The following is an 18,478-nucleotide window of genomic DNA, read 5'->3' as shown; positions in this document are numbered from 1 at the left end:
GGCGGCCGAAGTTCACCGAACGGGTCGCCCCGAAGCCGTCACCGGTTCAACTGGTGTTGGGGCGCGGGCGGAACGGTGAGGGCCGTCAACAGCACGCCCCCGCAGCACCAGGAGTACGTGATGGCCTTCACGCGCAGGGAATTCACCGCACAGTCCGCCCTCACCGGGGCCGGTATCGCCCTCACCGGTACCGTCGCCGCGCTGGCCACCGCGCCCGGCGCCCTCGCCGCCGGGGGCCCGAAGCACGGGCACGGCCACGACGACCACGGCCACGGCCACGGCCACGGCCACGGCCACGGCCACGGTCACGGGCACGACGGGCATGGCCACGGCCACGGGCACGATCACGTCCCCGGCTACGGCCCGCTGCGCTCCGACCCGAAGGGCATACTCGCGCTGCCCGCCGGATTCTCGTACCGGATCATCACGCACTGCGGGGTCACCAGGCTGGACAGCGGTGAGTACACCCCCTCCAACCACGACGGCACGGCCGCCTTCGAGGGCCCGCGCGGGGTGACCCTGCTGGTCAACAACCACGAGCTGGCCGGCACCCGGGAGGGCTGGGAGCACCCCGTGCCCCTCACCGACGGCCTGGTCTACGACCCGGTCGCGGCGGGCGGCTGCACCGTCGTGGAGACCCGCCGCGACGGCCGCACCGCCGAGTGGGTCGGCATCGCCGGCACCTCCACCAACTGCGCGGGCGGCGCCACCCCGTGGAACACCTGGCTCACCTGCGAGGAGACCGAGGACAAGGCCGGCAAGAACGGCCTCCTGAAGGATCACGGCTACGTCTTCGAGGTCGACCCGTACGACCGGCGCGCCAACCGCTCGCCGCACCCGATCAAGGCGTTCGGCCGGTACGCGCACGAGGCGGTCGTCATCGACCCCAAGCAGGGCCACGCCTACCTCACCGAGGACGCGGCCGGTCCCAACGGCCTGCTCTACCGCTGGGTGCCGCCGCACGGCTTCCGGCACGGCCGGGGCAAGCTGCGCACCCTCGCCGACGACGCGGGCGTGCTCCAGGCGTTCAAGTGCTTCGACAAGTCCGGGAAGTTCGTGGACGACCTCTCGCGGGCCACGAAGACCGGCACCGTGTACGGCGTGGACTGGGTGGACGTGCCGGACCGCGACGCCAAGTCCGTCTCGGTGCGCAAGCAGTTCGCGGACGGCCGGGTCACCCGCGCCCGCAAGCTGGAGGGCATGTGGTGGGCCGACGGCGGCACGTACATCGTGTCCTCCTTCGCCCGTGACGAGAGCCCCGTCCAGCACGACGGCCAGGTCTGGTTCTACGACCCCAAGCGCCGCACGCTGACCCTGAAGGTGCTCCTCGGCGTCAACCCGGACCCGTCGAAGGACGGCGCGTTCGACGGCCCGGACAACATCACCGTCTCGCCGTACGGCGGCCTGGTCATCGCCGAGGACGGCGAGGGCGTCCAGCACCTCTTCGGGGCCACCGACAGCGGCCGTACGTACCCGATCGCGCGCAACGAGCTGAACATCGGCAGCGCGGCGGAGCCGGAGTACAGCGAGTTCACCGGGGTCACGTTCTCGCCGGACGGACGGACGCTGTTCGCCAACATCCAGACCCCGGGGATCATGGTCGCGATCACCGGTCCGTGGAAGCGACAGCCCAACCGCTAGAGCCTGTCCGGCGGATCAGGGCCGGATAGGGCGCGGCGTCTGGTGCGGTGCATCGCAAGGCGCCGGGATGTCCTCATCGCGGAGCGATTAGGACATTTCGGCAACGCGGCGAGGTGCCGTGCCAGGCGTCGCGACCCCGGCCCTGGTCCGCTGGACAGGCTCTTAGCTGCGGGGCATGGCGTCGGGCCCTCCGGGGGCGCATACTCGAAGCAATGAAACAGTCAGCCGGCTCCCGCCGCCACCTGCCGTCCAGTCCCTTCAACCGCCCGGCCCAGGCGGCCCCACCGGTCGAGTTGTTCGATGTGGGTGACCGGGTCTCGCACGACCAGTTCGGTCTCGGGCGCGTCCTCGCCGTCGAGGGCGACAACGACGCGGTGCTCATCGACTTCGCGGGCCGCCAGGGCCGCATCATGAGCCCGTACTCCAAGCTCACCAAGCTCTGAGGCCGTCCCAGGGGCCGTCCGCCAGCCGCGCGGACGGCCCCTGAGCCATGCGGCTACAGGGCCTGGGCGGCCGGTTTGACCATGCCCCGGACGGTCCGCGACTTCACGAAGTCGCCCATGGCGGTCATCTCCCACTCGCCGGAGAACTGCTTGATCAGCTTGGCCATCATCACGCCGGTCTGCGGCTCGGCCCCGGCCAGGTCGAAGCGGACCAGCTCCTCGTCGGTGGCGGCGTCCACCAGCCGGCAGTACGCCTTGGTGACCTCGGTGAACTTCTGGCCCGTGAACGAGTTGACCGTGAACACCAGGCCCGTCGCCTCCGCCGGAATCCGGCCCAGGTCCACGACGATCACCTCGTCGTCCCCCTCGCCCTCGCCGGTGAGATTGTCGCCGGAGTGCTTGATCGCGCCGTCCAGGATGGACAGCTTGCCGAAGTAGCAGCTGTCCAGGTGATTGCGCTGCGGCCCGTACGCGATGACCGAGGCGTCCAGATCGATGTCCTTGCCCCGGTGGGCGGGCTCCCAGCCGAGGCCCATCTTGACCCGGGAGAGCAGCGGGCGCCCTGCCTTGACCAGCGAGACCGTCTCGTTCTTCCGGAGGCTGATCCGGCCCTTGTCCAGGTTGATCCGGCCGGGCGCGGAGGCCGCGGGGGCGGCCGGCGGGGGAGCGGGGACGGCGACCGGAGCCGGCGGCGCGGGCGGGGCGGCGGGCGGGGCGGCGGGTTCGTCGACCGTGACGCCGAAGTCCGTGGCGATCCCGGCCAGGCCGTTCGCGTAACCCTGGCCGACCGCGCGGACCTTCCAGGCGCCGCCCCGCCGGTAGACCTCCATGATCACGAGCGCGGTCTCGGCGCCCAGCCGGGGCGGGGTGAAGGAGGCGAGCACTGTGCCGTCGTCCGCGCTGCGCACGGTGGCGGTCGGCTCGATGCCCTGGAAGGTCCGGCCGGCGGTGTCCGGACTCGCCGTGACGACGATCTTCTCGATGCCGGCGGGCACCGAGGCGGTGTCCACGACGACGGCGTCCGGCGCGCTCCCGCCGCCGGAGCGGTAGCTCACACCGGGGCCCGTGGGCTGGTTGTAGAAGATGAAGTCGTCGTCGGAGCGCACCTTGCCGTCGGCGGTGAGCAGCAGGCCCGAGACGTCGAGCCGCACGGGCGCGGCGACGTCCACCGCCACGCGGACGGCGTTCAGCGGGAGATTCGAGCCGGGTGTCATAGCGGTCATGTCGGGTGAACGAACGACCCGGCTTTGCCGTTCCCTTACCTTTCGCAGGCTTCGCCCGTATGGCGGAAGCTTCCGTTCCGCGCCCCGGAGCCGGCTCCCGTCAGCGGTTGCGCGGGTGGTTGCGTGCGGTGCGCTCGTTGCCGTGCTTGTACGCCCCCGTCCAGCGGGCCATCACCAGCTGGGCGTCGCCCGCCTCCACCTCGGCCAGGAACTTCGCCGCCCGGCCGCCGCGCAGGGTGCCCGCCGGGCGGCCGTGGTGGGTGATGGTGACGCTCGCGTCGCCGTGCTGCTCGTACCGGAATCCCGAAGGTCTCGCCATGACCGCATCATGCCGCGCCGGTGCGGTCCGGGGCGACGGCTTTCCCGGGGCCTCAGTGCGGCCAGACCGGCGGGTTGGTGCAGAAGTGGCCGCCGAGGTGGGCGTGGTCCGGATTGGCGTGGTCCAGCTCGCCCTGGTCCGCGACGAGCTTCGCCGCGTACGGCTCCGAGTCGTCCTGCGGCTCGTAGCCCAGCGCGCGCGCCGAGGTGAGGTCCCACCACAGCCGGGTGTTGTCCGAGGAGCCGTGGACGACGGTGTGCCCGACGCCCTCGGCGGTGAGCGCGGCATCGAAGAGGCGGGCGCCGTCGGCCGGGCTCATCCACACCGAGAGCATCCGTACGGACGTCGGCTCCGGGAAGCAGGAGCCGATGCGGACGGAGACCGTCTCCACGCCGTGCAGGTCCCAGTAGAGCTGGGCGAGGTCCTCGCCGAACGATTTGGAGAGGCCGTAGAAGGTGTCCGGGCGGTGCGGGGTCTCCACCGGGATCAGCGGGTCGCCCGGGAGCGGGCGCGGGGTGAAGCCCACCGCGTGGTTGGACGAGGCGAACACGACGCGCCGGACACCGGCCTCGCGCGCGGCCTCGTACAGGTTGTACGTGCCCTCGATGTTCGCCCTGAGGATCTTGTCGAAGGAGGCTTCCAGGGAGATGCCCGCGAGGTGGATGATCGCGTCGACCCCCGTCACGGCCGCGCGCAGCGCCTCCCGGTCCCCGAGGTCGGCGGTGATCGCGTCCGGCTCGCCCTCGATCGGCACCATGTCGAACAGGCGCAGTGTGTAGCCGTGGGCGGGCAGCAGCTCGCGCATCAGCGTGCCGAGGCCGCCGGCGGCGCCGGTGAGCAGGACGGTGCGGGGCTTTTCGGCGGGCATGCGGGGTCTCCTCTTGGATCAGGTTCACATGCGTGGACAAGGTATGCGGGGGCTCGGGGAGCGTCAAGGGAACCCGTGGCGGGTTGGTCCGGACCGGGGCGTCGTCGCCTTGACCCCGGAGCCCCGCCGGGCCTAGCTTAGGCATCGTTCATGAATATGGACACCAATCAGAGATGCGCACGCCTCAGGAGGCGCCCGTGAGCTCAGACCCGCTTGCCGCCCGGCTCACCGCCGTTGCCGGGCCGCTCTTCTTCCCCGTCACCGCGTACGACGCGTCCGGCTCCGTCGACCTGGACGTCTTCCGGGCGCACGTCCGCCAGGGCATCGACGCGGGCGCGGCGGCCGTCTTCGCGTGCTGCGGCACCGGGGAGTTCCACGCCCTGGCCCCGGAGGAGTTCCGGAGCGTCGTCGCCGCCGCGGTGGCGGAGACCGCCGGGCAGGTGCCGGTCGTCGCGGGCGCCGGATACGGCACCGCGCTGGCCGTGCGGTTCGCCCGGCTCGCCGAGGAGGCGGGCGCGGACGGGCTGCTCGCCATGCCCCCGTACCTGGTCCACGCCGACCAGGAAGGACTGCTGGCCCACTACACCGCGCTGGCCGGGGCGACCGGCCTGGAGACCATCGTCTACCAGCGCGACAACGCCGTCTTCACCCCCGAGACGGTCCTCGCCCTGGCGCAGACCCCGGGCATCATCGGCCTGAAGGACGGCTACGGCGACCTGGACCTCATGCAGCGCATCGTGAGCGCGGTGCGCACCGGGCTGCCCGGGCGGGACTTCCTCTACTTCAACGGGCTGCCCACCGCCGAACTCACCGGCCTCGCCTACCGGGGCATCGGCGTCACGCTGTACTCCTCGGCCGTCTTCGCCTTCGCCCCGGACATCGCGCTCGCCTTCTACCGCGCCCTGGAATCCGGCGACGACACCCTGGTCAACGCGCTGCTCGACTCCTTCTACCGGCCGCTCGTCGAGCTGCGCGCCCAGGGCCGCGGCTACGCCGTGTCCCTCGTCAAGGCGGGCGTCCGGCTGCACGGCCTGGACGTCGGGCCGGTGCGCAGCCCGCTCACCGAACCGCCCGCCGCCCACATCAAGGAGCTGACGGAGATCGTCGCCGCCGGGCGCGCGCTGCTGGAGGGGCGCGGATGAGGACGTCCGCCTTCCTCTACCCCTGGGACGTCGTCGGCGACCCGGACGCCCCCGCCCGCATCGCGGACCTCGGAGTCCAGCAGGTGACGCTCGCCGCCGCCTACCACTCGACCCGGGCGCTGACCCCCCGCCACCCCGGCCACCGCGTCGTCACGGCCGAGTACGCGGCGGTCCTGTACCCGCCGGACGAGGGCCGCTGGGCGGGCCGGGCACCGCGCCCGTACCGGCAGGCGTGGCTGGCCTCCGACAACCCCTTCGCGGAGGCCGCCGAGGCGCTGGCCGGGGCCGGTCTCGACGTGCACAGCTGGGTGGTCCTCGCGCACAGCTCACGCCTGGGCGCTGACCACCCGGACACCTCGGTGGTCAACGCCTACGGGGACCGCTACCCGTGGGCGCCCTGCATCGCGCGCCCCGAGGTCCGCGCCTACCTGGTGGACCTGGCGGCGGAGGCGGCGGTACGCGACGGGGCGCGGGGCACCGAGCTGGAGTCGTGCGGCTGGTACGGCTTCGCCCACCTCCACGCCCACGACAAGGTGGCCGGCGTCGGGCTCGGCGACGCGGCGCAGTACCTGATGTCGCTCTGCTTCTGCGCCGTCTGCCGGGCCGGTTACGCCGGTCAGGGCCTCGATCCCGAGGGGCTGGGCGCGGCCGTGCGCCACGCGCTGGCACCGGTCTGGTCCGGGTCCGGATCGCCGGACGCGGGCTGGGACGCCGTCGGGAAGCTGCTCGGCGCCGACCTCGCGGGGGCGACGCTGCGGTGGCGCACCGGGGCGGCCCGGAGCCTCCAGGAAGCGGTGGCCGGGGCGGTGCGGGCCGCGGCGGCGCCCGGGTTCCAGGTGCTGCTGCACGCCGACCCCGCCCCGTACCGCTGCGGGGCCAATGCGGGCGTCGACCCCGGGCACATCCTGTCCGTGGCGGACGGGGTGGTCCTGCCGTGCACGGGTACGGCCGCGGCGCGGGAGGCGGTGCTCGGGCCGTTCGCGGGCGCTCCCGATGCGGTCCTCGCCGCCAATCTCACCGTGGTGCGCGGCATGGGCGGCAGCCCGGACACGCTGGAACGGGACGCCGCGCACGCCGCCTCGCTCGGCGCGAACCAGCTCCGCCTGTACCACGTGGGCCTGGCATCCGACCCGGACCTGGCGGCCGTGGCGGGGGCGCTGTCACGCCTCGGGTGAGACCGCCGGGCCGCCCGGAACCACCCGTTCCGGGCAGCCCGCCACCAGGGCCGACGCCGTCAGGACCGCCCCCGCGCCCACCACCGGCAGCAGCACCGTGACGTCCACCCGCGCCACCAGCCCCGCGCCGATCCCCAGCGCCACCGCGTTCGGCGACATCATCAGCGTGTCGGCGCTCGCGGCCGTGCGGCCCAGGACCGCGTCCGGGGTCTCCCGCTGCACCGCCGTCAGCGCGGCGATCAGCACGCACGGCAGGCCCGCCCCGATCAGCGCGCAGGCGGTGAGCGCCATCGCGTCGGACGGCACGGCCCGCAGCCCCACCGCGACCCCGAACACCGCGATCCCGGCCGCCGCGAAGACCCGCTCCGGCAGCCGGCGCAGCAGCGCGCCCGCGAACAGCCCGACCGTGACGGACCCGAGCCCCTGGGCGACCGACAGCACCCCGGCGTACGCGGGGGAGTGGCCGAGGGTGCCGTCCACGACGGCGTACAGCGTCGCCCCGTTGAGCCCGGCGCACAGCATGGTGGCCGAAGCGGCGAGGACCAGCGGGCGCAGCACCGGCGACCCCCACAACTGCCGCAGCCCGGCCGCCCAGCCGCCGGGGCCCATGCGGGTGGCCGGGGCCGTCCGGCGTACCCGCAGCAGCGCGTAGAGACCGGCCGCCAGGGCGAAGGAGACCGCGTCCAGGAGCGCCACCGCGCCGCCCCCGAAGCGGGCGTAGAGCCCCGCGCCGGTCAGCGGGGCGACCAGCTTCATGCCCTCGTTCGCCATCATCCGCAGCCCGTTGAAGTCGCCGAGCAGCGCGGCCGGGACCGCCCCCGCCACCACGGCCGACTCCGCCGAGTCCATCAGCACCGAGAGGCACCCGTACAGCACCAGCACCGCGAACAGCAGCCGGACCCGCCCCTCCGCGCCCACCACCGCGAGCATCGCCATCAAGGCCGCGAGGGCGGCGTTCGTGCCCACCAGCAACGGCTTGCGCGGCAGCCGGTCCGCCACCGTCCCGAGCAGCGGGCCGGACAGGACCGGCAGCCACACCGCGAACAGGGCGAGCGCCGCCAGCGCGTCCGAACCCGTCAGCGACTTGACCCAGATCCCGGCCGCCAGGGTCATCGCCGAACTGCCGAACCCGGAGACCACGACCGCCGCGAGGAACAGCCCCGCCGTCCTGTTCCGCAGCACCCGGCCCACCGCCATCACACCCACCGCACCTTTCCGACCTGCGTGTTCTTCCTGCGGTCAGGCTGGCGGCTGAGGCCCCGGCGCGGCATCGGGCGGATGCCCTGTCCCCGGGAACTCCCGCGCGGCGCACCGGAATCCGTGTACGGCACATGTCCCCGTTCCACGAACTTCTTTCGTCAGAAGCGTTGACGAAACATTTGCGGCGGCCCTAGCTTCATCGCGTCGTACTCCGTACGTCATATATGAGACGCGATACGCGAGATGTGAGAGCCCTTCACCCATGACCTTTGCGCCCACCCCGATTCCGTCCCGCACCCAGTACGTGCTGGAGGCGATCAAGCACGCGATCCTCACGGCACAACTGCGGCCGGGGCAGGCGCTCGTGGAGACCGAGCTCGCCGCGCAGTTCGGGGTCTCCAAGACGCCCGTCCGCGAGGCGCTGAAGACCCTCGCCGGCACCGGACTCGTCGTCATGAGCCAGTACAAGGGCGCCACCGTGCGGCTGGTCGACGCGGCCATGGCCCGCGAGGTGTACGACGTGCGGCTGCTGCTCGAACCGGAGGCGCTGCGCCGCTCGATCACCCGCAAGGCGTCGCTCGACGCGGCGCAGGAGGCCCTGGAGCGGGCGGACTCGGCGGGCGACAAGGCCGACCGCTCGCTCGCCAACCGGGACTTCCACCGGGCGCTCTACCTGCCCTGCGGCAACCCGCTGCTCGCCCGGATGCTGGACGAGGTCCGCGACCAGGCGGCGCTGGTCTCCACGGTCGCCTGGTCGGCGATCCCGTCCTGGGAGCGGGAGGCGGCCGAGCACCGGGAGATCCTGCGGCTCGCGCTCACCGACGACGCGGACGCGGCGGCCGGGGCCCTGCACGACCACATCGCGTCGTTCGTCCGCCGCGCCTTCCCCGACGACGAGGACGGGGGCGGCGCGGCGTGAACCGGCACACCGACGAAAGGCCAGTCCGCATGGACCTCACCCCGCTGAAGGCGGCCCTCGCAGATGTCGTGGCGATCCCGGTGACCCCGTTCGCCGGGGACGGGTCCATCGACACGACGGCGCACCGCGCCCTGCTGCGGAGACTGCTCGACGGCGGCGTGCGCATCGTCACCCCGAACGGCAACACCGGGGAGTTCTACGCGCTCACCCCCGAGGAGCGGCGCACCGTCACCGAGCTGACCGTCGCCGAGGCCGGCGGCCGCGCTACGGTCCTGGCCGGCGTCGGACACGACGTGCCGACCGCCGTCGCCGCCGCCGAGCACGCCCGGGACGCCGGGGCCGAGATGGTGATGGTCCACCAGCCCGTCCACCCGTATGTGTCACAGGACGGCTGGATCGACTACCACCGGGCCATCGCGGAGGCCGTCCCCGGGCTCGGCGTCGTCCCGTACATCCGCAACCCGCACCTGGACGGCGCCTGCCTGGCCGTGCTCGCCGACAGCTGCCCCAACGTCATCGGCGTCAAGTACGCGGTGCCGGACGCGGCCCGCTTCGCCGCCTTCGCCCGGGACGCCGGTCTTGACCGCTTCGTCTGGGTCGCCGGGCTCGCCGAGCTGTACGCCCCGGCCTACTTCTCGGCCGGCGCCACCGGCTTCACCTCCGGGCTCGTCAATGTGGCGCCCGGCGTCTCGCTGGCCATGCTGGAGGCGCTGCGGGCCGGTGACCACCCGGCGGCCATGAAGGTCTGGGAGCGGATCCGCCGCTTCGAGGAACTGCGCGCCGACCGGCAGTCCGCCGACAACGTCACCGTCGTCAAGGAGGCCCTGGCCGCCCTCGGGCTGTGCGACCGCGCGGTGCGCCCGCCCAGCCGGGTGCTGCCCGAGGCACGGCGCGCCGAGGTCGCCGACCAGATCGCCGGGTGGTCCATATGACCGCCCGCATCGCCCCCGAGGAGCTGCGCAGCCACCAGTGGTACGGCACCGACGGGCTCCGCTCGTTCAGCCACCGCGCCCGCACCCGCCAGCTCGGCTACCTCCCCGAGGAGCACCTGGGCAAGCCGGTCGTGGCGATCCTCAACACCTGGTCGGACATCAACCCCTGCCACGTACACCTGCGCGACCGGGCGCAGGCCGTGAAGCGCGGGGTCTGGCAGGCGGGCGGCTTCCCGCTGGAGTTCCCGGTCTCCACGCTCTCGGAGACCTTCCAGAAACCGACCCCGATGCTCTACCGGAACATGCTGGCCATGGAGACCGAGGAGCTGCTGCGCTCCTACCCGGTCGACGGGGCGGTGCTGCTCGGCGGCTGCGACAAGTCGACCCCGGCGCTGCTGATGGGCGCCGCGTCCGCGGACCTGCCGGCCGTCTTCGTACCGGCCGGGCCGATGCTGCCGGGGCACTGGCGCAACGAGGTCCTGGGCTCCGGAACCGACATGTGGAAGTACTGGGACGACAAGCGCGCCGGGCTCATCGGCGACTGCGAGATGGGCGAGCTGGAGAACGGCCTCGCCCGCTCGCCCGGCCACTGCATGACCATGGGCACCGCCTCCACGCTCACCGCCGCCGCCGAGGCGCTCGGCGTCACCGTCCCCGGCGCCTCCTCGATTCCCGCCGTCGACTCCGGCCACGACCGGATGGCCGCCGCCTCCGGGCTCCGCATCGTCGAACTGGTGTGGCAGCAGCGGAAGCTGTCGCAGATCCTCACGGCCGAGGCGTACGAGGACGCCGTCGCGACCGTCCTCGCGCTCGGCGGGTCCACCAACGCCGTCATCCACCTCATCGCGATGGCCGGCCGCTCCGGGATCAGGCTCACCCTGGACGACTTCGACCGCATCGCCCGCACCGTCCCCGTCCTCGCCAACCTGCGCCCCGGCGGGAAGTACCTGATGGAGGACTTCCACTTCGCCGGCGGGCTCCCCGGCTTCCTGGCCCGGCTCACCGACGTACTGCATCTGGACCGGCCCACCGTCTCGCACGACACCCTGCGCGCCCAGCTCGACGGGGCGCTCGTGCACGACGACGACGTCATACGGGAGCGCTCCAACCCGCTCGCGGACGAGGGCGGTGTGGCGGTGCTGCGCGGCAACCTCTGCCCGGACGGCGCCGTCATCAAGCACATCGCCGCCGAACCGCACCTGCTGCGCCACACCGGACCCGCGGTCGTCTTCGAGGACTACCGGGAGATGCAGCGCACCATCAACGACCCGGCGCTCGCGCTCACCCCGGGCCATGTGCTCGTCCTGCGCAACGCCGGGCCCAAGGGCGGTCCGGGGATGCCCGAGTACGGCATGCTGCCGATCCCCGACTACCTGCTGAAACAGGGGGTACGGGACATGGTCCGGCTCTCCGACGCCCGGATGAGCGGCACCAGCTACGGCGCCTGCGTGCTGCACATCGCGCCCGAGTCGTACGTCGGCGGGCCCCTCGCCCTCGTCCGCACCGGTGACCTCGTCACCCTGGACGTCGGGGCGCGGCTGCTGAACCTCGACGTGTCCGACGAGGAGCTGGCGCGCCGCCGCGCCGAATGGACCCCGCCGCCCGTCCGCTACGAGCGCGGCTACCAGGCGCTCTACCAGGACCAGATCACCCAGGCCGACACCGGCTGCGACTTCGCCTTCCTGGCCCGGCCGGGAGCAGTGCCCGACCCGTACGCCGGCTGAACGGCCCCTCAGGAATTCCGGCGCCCCGCGCGTTCGGCATACCGAACGCCCTGTGGGAAGCGCTTGCACACCCTCGTACACAGAGAACGGAGACGTGTCATGGCCCAAGCCTCCGCCGCGGCCACACCGCCCAAGGTGCCCCGGCGCCGCTCCGCGAGCCCCCGCCGGCTGCCGTATCTGCTGATCGCCCCCGCGGGGCTGCTGATGCTCGGCTTCATCGCCTACCCGGTGGTCAGCGTCTTCTACTACAGCCTCCAGAACTACAACGTCACCAAGCCCTGGCGGAACGGCTTCGCCGGCCTCGACAACTTCACCCGGATCTTCACCGAGGACGACCAGTTCTGGACCACCCTCGGCTTCAGCGCCCAGTGGGTCTTCGTCCAGGTCGCGCTCCAGCTCACGCTGGGGCTCGCGCTGGCCCTGATCGTCAACCAGACCTTCATCGGCCGGGGCATCTCCCGCGCCATGGTCTTCTCGCCGTGGGCCGTCTCCGGGGTGCTGACCAGCACCATCTGGATTCTGCTCTACAACTCCTCGACCGGCTTCAGCCGCTACCTCGCGGACGCCGGGATCGGCGAGTACGGCACCTCGGTGCTCTCCGACACCGACACCGTCTTCTGGGCCGCGACCGTCGCCGAACTCTGGCGCGGCGTCCCCTTCTTCGCCATCCTCATCCTCGCCGACCTCCAGTCCGTCTCCAAGGAGCTGTACGAGGCGGCCGCCGTGGACGGCGCCGGACGGCTGCGGCAGTTCTTCCACATCACCCTGCCCCACCTGCGCGACGCGATCATCCTCTCCACGCTGCTGCGCGGGGTCTGGGAGTTCAACAACGTCGACCTGCTCTACACCCTCACCGGCGGCGGACCGGCCGGCGAGACCACCACGCTGCCGCTCTACGTCGCCAACACCGGCATCGAGGGCCACGACTTCGGCTACGCCTCCGCGCTCACCACCGTCGCCTTCGTGATCCTCCTCTTCTGCTCGATCGTCTATCTGCGCCTGAGCAAGTTCGGAGGCGACCACAAATGACTGCCGCCCTCGCCGAGAAGAACGGCACCCGTGCCGCACGGCCGGCCGCCCCGGAGAGCCCGCCGCCCGCCGCGCCCCGCCGCAGGTCAGGACGCGAACGCGCCTTCGACGACGTACCGCGCTGGCAGATCTACGTACCGCTGGGCATCTACCTGGTCTTCACGCTCGTCCCGTTCTACTGGATGTTCCTCTTCGCCGTACGGCCCGCGGGCTCCACCTCGCTGGTGCCGTGGCCGATGACCGGGGAGCACTTCTCCAAGGTCTGGAACGAGCGCAGCTTCGCCGTCTTCTTCCAGAACAGCATGATCGTCGGCGTCTGCACCCTGATCGCCACGACCCTCGTCGCCCTGGCCGGCGGCTACGCGCTCGCCCGGTTCGACTTCAGGATCAAGAACGGCTTCATGCTGGCGCTGCTCTGCTCGCAGTTCATCCCCGGCGCGCTGATGCTCGTACCGCTCTTCGAGATCTTCAAGAACCTCCAGATGATCAACTCCCTGGGGAGCGTGGTCATCGCCGAGACGGTCTTCCAGCTGCCGCTGTCCATCATCCTGATCAGCGGATTCATCAAGAACGTGCCGCCCTCGCTGGAGGAGGCCGCCTGGGTGGACGGCTGCTCGCGCTTCCGGGCCTTCTGCGCGGTCGTGCTGCCGCTGCTGCGGCCCGGGCTGATCGCCGTCGGCTCCTTCGCCTTCGTGCACAGCTGGAACCACTTCCTGTTCGCGCTGATGTTCCTCAGCGAGCAGGACAAGCAGACGATCCCGGTCGGCCTGAACACCCTCATCGGCGCGGACAGCGTCGACCTGGGCGCGCTCGCCGCGGGCGGGGTGATCGCCGCGGTGCCCGTGGTGATCGTCTTCGCCTTCATCCAGAAGTGGCTGATCACCGGCTTCAGCGCCGGCGCCGTGAAGGGGTGACGCACATGACCTCGCTGCCTCTCCCGATCGTCCTCGCGGGCGCCCGGGGCCACGGCCACTGGCACCTCGCCAACATCCGCCGCCTCCAGCACCAAGGGCTCGTCCGCCTCGCCGGCATCTGCGAGCTCACCCCGCTCGACGCCACCGAACTGGCCGCCTTCGCGGAGGAACCCCCTGAGCAGTCCGCCGACTTCGGCGCCCTCCTGGACTCCACCGGGGCCCGCGCCGCCGTCGTCTGCACCCCCATCCAGACCCACACCGCCCTCGCCCTGACCGCCGCCCGGCGCGGTGTCCACCTCCTCCTGGAGAAGCCGCCCGCCGCCACCCGCGCCGACTTCGACCGCATCCTCGCCGGAGTGCGCGAAGCGGGCACCGCCTGCCAGGTCGGCTTCCAGTCCTTCGGCTCGCACGCCGTCCCCGCCATCCGGGAACTCGTCGCCACCGGCGCCATCGGCACCGTCCGGGGATACGCGGCGGCGGGCGCCTGGGTCCGCGACGACGCCTACTACCGGCGGGCGCCCTGGGCCGGCCGGCGCCGCATCGGGGACACCGAGGTGGTCGACGGCGTCCTCACCAACCCCCTCGCCCACGCCGTCGCCACGGCCCTCGAACTCGCCGGGACCACCGCCGAGGACATCACCGCCATCGACACCGAGCTCTTCCGCGCCCACGACATCGAGGCCGACGACACCTCCTGCGTACGCGTCACCACCACGTCCGGGCCGCCCGTCACCGCCGCCGTCACCCTCTGCGCGGAACAGCCGGGGGAGCCGTACGTCATCGTCCACGGCGACCGCGGCCGCATCACCTTCTGGTACAAGCAGGACCGCGTCCTCGTCCAGCGCGCGGGCCACGGCCCCGTGGAGACCGTGCACGGGCGCACCGACCTCCTGGAGAACCTGGCCGCCCACCTCACGGACGGCGCCCCGCTCCTCGTACCGCCGGAGCGCACCGGCGCCTTCATGGCGGTCGTGGAAGCCGTCCGGACCGCGCCCGAACCGAGCCCCCTGCCGTCCGGCGCCTGGCACCCCGCCCCCGTGCCCGGCACCGGGGCCACCCGCCGGGTGGTGCGCGGCATCGACGCCCTCGTCGCGTCCGGCGCCGAAACCCTCGCCCTCTTCTCCGAACTCGGCGCCCCCTGGGCACGCAGCGAGGTGACCTCCCCATGACGCACACCGTCCTGCTCAGCTGCGCCGGCCGCCCCGTCGGCCGCTACACCTGCCTCCCCGCCGACGCGGGCCGCCCCTACCTCCACCCGGTCACCACCCTCGCCGGCATCCCCGTCACCGAGGAGCGCCCCGCCGACCACATCCACCACCTGGGCGCCTCCGTCGCCGTCCCGGACGTCTCCGGGCACAACTTCTGGGGCGGCCGCACCTTTGTCCGGGGCCAGGGGCCCACCGCGCTCGACAACCACGGCACCCAGCGCCACCTGGGCTGGAAGCTGTGCGACCCGGACGGCTTCGTGGAGGAGCTCGGCTGGGAGACCGCCGGCGGCGAACTGCTGCGCGAACACCGCACGGTGGCCGCCGCCGCGCTCTCCGACACCGCCTGGGCGCTCGACTTCTCCTTCTCGCTCACCAACCCCGGCCCCGGCGACCTGTCGATCGGCAGCCCCGCCACCAACGGCCGCCCCGGCGCCGGATACGGCGGCTTCTTCTGGCGCGCCCCCAAGGAGGCGTCCCCGCCCGCCGTGTTCGGCCCGGCGGCGGACGGCGAGGCGGCGGTGCACGGGCGGCCCGCCGACTGGGTCGCACTCTGCGGCGAGCGCTGGTCCCTGGTCTTCGCCGGGGCCACCGAGGAGACCCGCCGCGACCCCTGGTTCGTGCGCACCACCGAATACCCGGGCGTCGGCTCCTCCCTCGCCGCCGCCGAACGGCTGCCCGTCCCCGCAGGAGCCACGGTCGTACGCCGCGTGGTCACCGTCGTCGCGGACGGCCGCCTCGACCGGGCGGGCGCCGCCGCCCTCGTCCGCCGGGCGGTGACCGCGTGACCGGAACCCGCCCCCGGACCGCCGACCTCGGCGATGGCACCTACCGCAACCCGGTCCTCGACGCCGACTGGTCCGACCCCGACGTGATCCGCGTCGGCGACGACTTCTACCTCACCGCCTCCAGCTTCGGCCGCGCCCCCGGGCTGCCGCTGCTCCACTCCCGCGACCTCGTCAACTGGACGCTGACCGGGCACGCCCTGGACCGTCTGGAGCCCGCTGCCGAATTCGCGGTGCCCCGCCACGACTGCGGGGTGTGGGCGCCCTCGCTGCGGCACCACGCCGGACGGTTCTGGATCTTCTGGGGCGACCCCGACCACGGCATCCGGCAGATCAGCGCCGAGGACATCCGGGGCCCGTGGACCGCGCCGCGTCTGGTGAAGGCCGGGCGGGGGCTGATCGACCCGTGCCCGCTGTGGGACGAGGAGACCGGCGAGGCGTATCTCGTGCACGCCTGGGCCAAGTCCCGCTCCGGGATCAAGAACCGGCTCACCGGACACCGGATGAGCCCCGACGGGCGGGAACTCCTGGACGAGGGCAAGACCCTGATCGACGCCGACACGCTGCCCGGCTGGTTCACCCTGGAGGGCCCCAAGCTGCACCGCCGCAACGGCGAGTTCTGGATTCTGGCCCCGGCGGGCGGGGTCGCGACGGGCTGGCAGGGCGCGTTCCGCTCCCGGGACTTCTTCGGTCCCTACGAGGAGCGCGTCGTCCTCGCCCAGGGCCGGACCGGCGTCAACGGACCGCACCAGGGCGCCTGGGTGGACACCCCGGCCGGTGAGGACTGGTTCCTGCACTTCCAGGAGCGCGGGGCGTACGGCAGGGTGGTGCACCTCCAGCCGATGCGCTGGGACGATGCCGGCTGGCCGGTCATCGGCGACGCCGGCGAACCCGTCGCCACGCACCGCAAGCCCGCCCTGCCCGCCCAGCCCGTCGAGGCCCCGGCCTGCGACGACGGCTTCCCGGGCGGCCGCCACGGCAGGCAGTGGCAGTGGACGGCGAACCCGCGCCCCGGCTGGACCGTCGAGCACGCCGGGGACGGGCTGCGGCTGAGCTGCGTACCGGCGGATCACGCACACGACCTGCGGCTGCTGCCCCACGTACTGGTCCAGCGGCTGCCCGCCGAGACGTTCACCGCCGAGGTCGGGCTCGTCCTGGAGAGCGAGGTGCCCGGGGCGAAGGCGGGGTTCGCCGTGCTCGGGGACGCGTTCAGCTGGATCGGGCTCGAACGGCAGGCGGACGGCGGGGTGCTGCTGGCGCACCGGTTCGCCGAGGCGACCGCCACCGCCGAGCGGGACGCCGGGCACACGAGGCCGGCGCCCCCGGGCACGGTGCGGCTGCGGATCGAGGTGGCGGCGGGGGCCCGGTGCCGCTTCCTGGCCGACACCGGGGACGGGGCCGGGTTCCGGCCCTCCGGACAGGTCTTCGCCGCCACCCCGTGGCGCTGGGTCGGCGCGCTGCTCGGGCTGTTCGCCACCGCGCCGCCCGGGACGGGACCGACCGGGACCGCCCGCTTCACCGGCTTCCACGTAACCGCGTGACCGGACCACCGTCCGGCGCACCACCCCCCATGCACGCGCACGAACCGAGAGACCCGAGAGAACCGAGAGAGAAGAGCCGATCATGAACATCTCGAAGACGCAGCGGGGGCGCGGCGCGGCCGCCGTCTCGCTCGCGGCGGTGCTCGCCCTGACGGCGACCGCGTGCGGCGACGACGGCAGCGGCGGCGGCGACGAGGGCAGCGGCAAGGGCGAAATCACCTTCTGGGACAACAACGGCGGTCCGCGTACCGCCGTCTGGAAGGAGATCATCCAGGACTTCGAGAAGAAGTACCCGGACATCGAGGTCAAGTACGTGCCGATCCCCATCGCGGACGTGCAGTCCAAGTACGACACGGCCATCGCGGGCGGCGGAGTGCCCGACGTCGGCGGCGTCGGCACCGCCTACCTGGCCAACATGGTCTCGCAGGAGGCCCTGGAGCCGCTGGGCGACCGGATCAAGGACTCCTCGCTCAACGGCAAGCTCGTGGAGGGCATGGTCGAGAGCGTCAAGGACGCGGCCGGCCGGGACGACGAGATGTACACCGTGCCGACCTCCGCGAACAACGGCGCCCTCTGGTACCGCACCGACCTCTTCGAGGCGGCCGGGCTCGACGCGCCCACCACCTGGGCCAAGTTCTACGAGGCCGCCCAGAAGCTGACCGACGCCAAGAACAACAAGTTCGGCTACACCATCCGAGGCGGCGCCGGCTCCATCGCCCAGGCCGTCGACGCGGCCTACGGGCAGTCCGGGATCACCGAGTTCTGGAACGGCGACAAGACCACCCTCAACGACCCCAAGAACGTGGCGGCGCTGGAGAAGTACGTCGCCCTCTACAAGAAGACGACGCCGTCCGCCGACGTCAACAACGACTTCACCAAGATGGTCGCCCAGTTCGACACCGGCACCATCGGCATGCTGAGCCACAACCTCGGCTCCTACCAGGACCATCTGAAGGCCCTCGGCAAGGACAAGTTCGCCGGCATCCCCAACCCGGTCGGCGACGGCGGCACCCGCGTCCAGGTCTCCAACCCGGTCGACGGCCTCGGCCTGTTCAAGGCGAGCAAGAACAAGACGGCCGCCTGGAAGTTCATCGAGTTCGCCGCCTCGCACGAGTCGAACAGCAAGTGGAACGAGTCCGCCGGCGCCATCCCGGCCAACACCGAGGCCGCCAAGGACCCGTGGATCAGCGAGGCCGCGCCCACCGAGCTGGCCGCGAAGGCCCTCACCGACGGCTCCACCAAGATCGTGCAGCTGCCGTACTACCTGCCCGACTGGAACAACATCAGCAAGGCCGACAACGAGCCCGAGTTCCAGAAGCTGCTGCTTGGCAAGATCACGGCCAAGGCGTTCCTGGACAAGATGGCCGACGAGCTGAACGCGGCCCAGAAGGAGTGGAAGGAGCGGAGCAACGGCTGAT

At 72.6% G+C, this 18,478-nt stretch carries 17 protein-coding genes; 13 read left to right on the top strand and 4 right to left on the bottom strand.

Going from position 1 to position 18,478, the window contains the following annotated elements; genetic code table 11:
* The first annotated feature begins 120 nt into the window (after nt 1-120).
* Nucleotides 121-1,641, top strand: a complete 1,521-nt coding sequence (locus OG338_RS05275; protein WP_405936200.1) for an alkaline phosphatase PhoX — start codon at nt 121-123, stop codon at nt 1,639-1,641.
* Nucleotides 1,642-1,853: 212 nt separating this feature from the next.
* The gene (locus OG338_RS05270; RefSeq protein WP_018104640.1) at nt 1,854-2,084 is read left to right on the top strand and encodes a CarD family transcriptional regulator; all 231 of its coding nucleotides are present in this window, start codon (nt 1,854-1,856) and stop codon (nt 2,082-2,084) included.
* A 53-nt stretch (nt 2,085-2,137) separates the two neighbouring features.
* Here OG338_RS05270 and OG338_RS05265 read toward each other — a convergent pair whose 3' ends face one another.
* The 3 genes from OG338_RS05265 to OG338_RS05255 form a co-directional block, all read right to left on the bottom strand.
* On the bottom strand, nt 2,138-3,298 hold the full coding sequence (locus tag OG338_RS05265) for a TerD family protein (protein ID WP_405940323.1): 1,161 nt from the start codon (nt 3,296-3,298) through the stop codon (nt 2,138-2,140).
* A gap of 109 nt (nt 3,299-3,407) precedes the next feature.
* Entirely contained in the window at nt 3,408-3,626 is a 219-nt protein-coding gene (locus OG338_RS05260; protein WP_405936199.1) for a hypothetical protein, read from the bottom strand.
* Nucleotides 3,627-3,678: 52 nt separating this feature from the next.
* Nucleotides 3,679-4,494 carry an NAD-dependent epimerase/dehydratase family protein gene (locus OG338_RS05255; RefSeq protein ID WP_405936198.1) on the bottom strand — a complete coding sequence of 272 codons (816 nt, stop codon included), beginning with the start codon at nt 4,492-4,494 and terminating at the stop codon, nt 3,679-3,681.
* Nucleotides 4,495-4,691: 197 nt separating this feature from the next.
* Between OG338_RS05255 and OG338_RS05250 the strand changes: the two genes are divergently transcribed.
* Both OG338_RS05250 and OG338_RS05245 read left to right on the top strand, forming a co-directional pair.
* Nucleotides 4,692-5,636: a 5-dehydro-4-deoxyglucarate dehydratase gene (locus OG338_RS05250; RefSeq protein ID WP_405936197.1), complete on the top strand. Its 945-nt coding sequence runs from the start codon at nt 4,692-4,694 to the stop codon at nt 5,634-5,636.
* Entirely contained in the window at nt 5,633-6,811 is a 1,179-nt protein-coding gene (locus OG338_RS05245) for a hypothetical protein (RefSeq protein WP_405936196.1), read from the top strand. Before OG338_RS05250 ends, OG338_RS05245 begins: the two co-directional genes overlap by 4 nt.
* Here the strand turns inward: OG338_RS05245 and OG338_RS05240 are convergent.
* Nucleotides 6,797-8,008: an MFS transporter gene (locus tag OG338_RS05240; protein ID WP_405936195.1), complete on the bottom strand. Its 1,212-nt coding sequence runs from the start codon at nt 8,006-8,008 to the stop codon at nt 6,797-6,799. The two genes, OG338_RS05245 and OG338_RS05240, sit on opposite strands and share 15 nt — an antisense overlap.
* A 265-nt stretch (nt 8,009-8,273) precedes the next feature.
* On the opposite strand from OG338_RS05240, the gene OG338_RS05235 reads away from it, so the two are divergent.
* The 9 genes from OG338_RS05235 (at nt 8,274) to OG338_RS05195 (ending at nt 18,477) form a co-directional block, all read left to right on the top strand.
* Nucleotides 8,274-8,930: a GntR family transcriptional regulator gene (locus tag OG338_RS05235; protein ID WP_405936194.1), complete on the top strand. Its 657-nt coding sequence runs from the start codon at nt 8,274-8,276 to the stop codon at nt 8,928-8,930.
* A gap of 29 nt (nt 8,931-8,959) precedes the next feature.
* Nucleotides 8,960-9,862 (top strand): dihydrodipicolinate synthase family protein, encoded by a 903-nt coding sequence (locus OG338_RS05230; RefSeq protein ID WP_405936193.1) that lies wholly within the window; start codon nt 8,960-8,962, stop codon nt 9,860-9,862.
* The gene (gene araD / locus OG338_RS05225; RefSeq protein ID WP_405936192.1) at nt 9,859-11,586 is read left to right on the top strand and encodes an L-arabinonate dehydratase; all 1,728 of its coding nucleotides are present in this window, start codon (nt 9,859-9,861) and stop codon (nt 11,584-11,586) included. The genes OG338_RS05230 and araD overlap by 4 nt, the downstream gene beginning before the upstream one ends.
* A gap of 99 nt (nt 11,587-11,685) precedes the next feature.
* On the top strand, nt 11,686-12,615 hold the full coding sequence (locus OG338_RS05220) for a carbohydrate ABC transporter permease (protein ID WP_405936191.1): 930 nt from the start codon (nt 11,686-11,688) through the stop codon (nt 12,613-12,615).
* Nucleotides 12,612-13,529, top strand: a complete 918-nt coding sequence (locus tag OG338_RS05215) for a carbohydrate ABC transporter permease (protein WP_405936190.1) — start codon at nt 12,612-12,614, stop codon at nt 13,527-13,529. The genes OG338_RS05220 and OG338_RS05215 overlap by 4 nt, the downstream gene beginning before the upstream one ends.
* A gap of 5 nt (nt 13,530-13,534) precedes the next feature.
* Nucleotides 13,535-14,698: a Gfo/Idh/MocA family protein gene (locus OG338_RS05210; RefSeq protein ID WP_405936189.1), complete on the top strand. Its 1,164-nt coding sequence runs from the start codon at nt 13,535-13,537 to the stop codon at nt 14,696-14,698.
* Nucleotides 14,695-15,522, top strand: a complete 828-nt coding sequence (locus OG338_RS05205; protein WP_405936188.1) for a PmoA family protein — start codon at nt 14,695-14,697, stop codon at nt 15,520-15,522. The genes OG338_RS05210 and OG338_RS05205 overlap by 4 nt, the downstream gene beginning before the upstream one ends.
* Nucleotides 15,519-17,060 (top strand): family 43 glycosylhydrolase, encoded by a 1,542-nt coding sequence (locus tag OG338_RS05200; protein WP_405936187.1) that lies wholly within the window; start codon nt 15,519-15,521, stop codon nt 17,058-17,060. The genes OG338_RS05205 and OG338_RS05200 overlap by 4 nt, the downstream gene beginning before the upstream one ends.
* Before the next feature lie 82 nt (nt 17,061-17,142).
* On the top strand, nt 17,143-18,477 hold the full coding sequence (locus OG338_RS05195; protein WP_405936186.1) for an ABC transporter substrate-binding protein: 1,335 nt from the start codon (nt 17,143-17,145) through the stop codon (nt 18,475-18,477).
* Nucleotide 18,478 lies beyond the last annotated feature (1 nt).

It is taken from the genome of Streptomyces sp. NBC_00726 (assembly GCF_045161735.1).
Lineage (GTDB): Bacteria > Actinomycetota > Actinomycetes > Streptomycetales > Streptomycetaceae > Streptomyces.
This window is presented reverse-complemented; position numbering and strand designations above follow the sequence as displayed.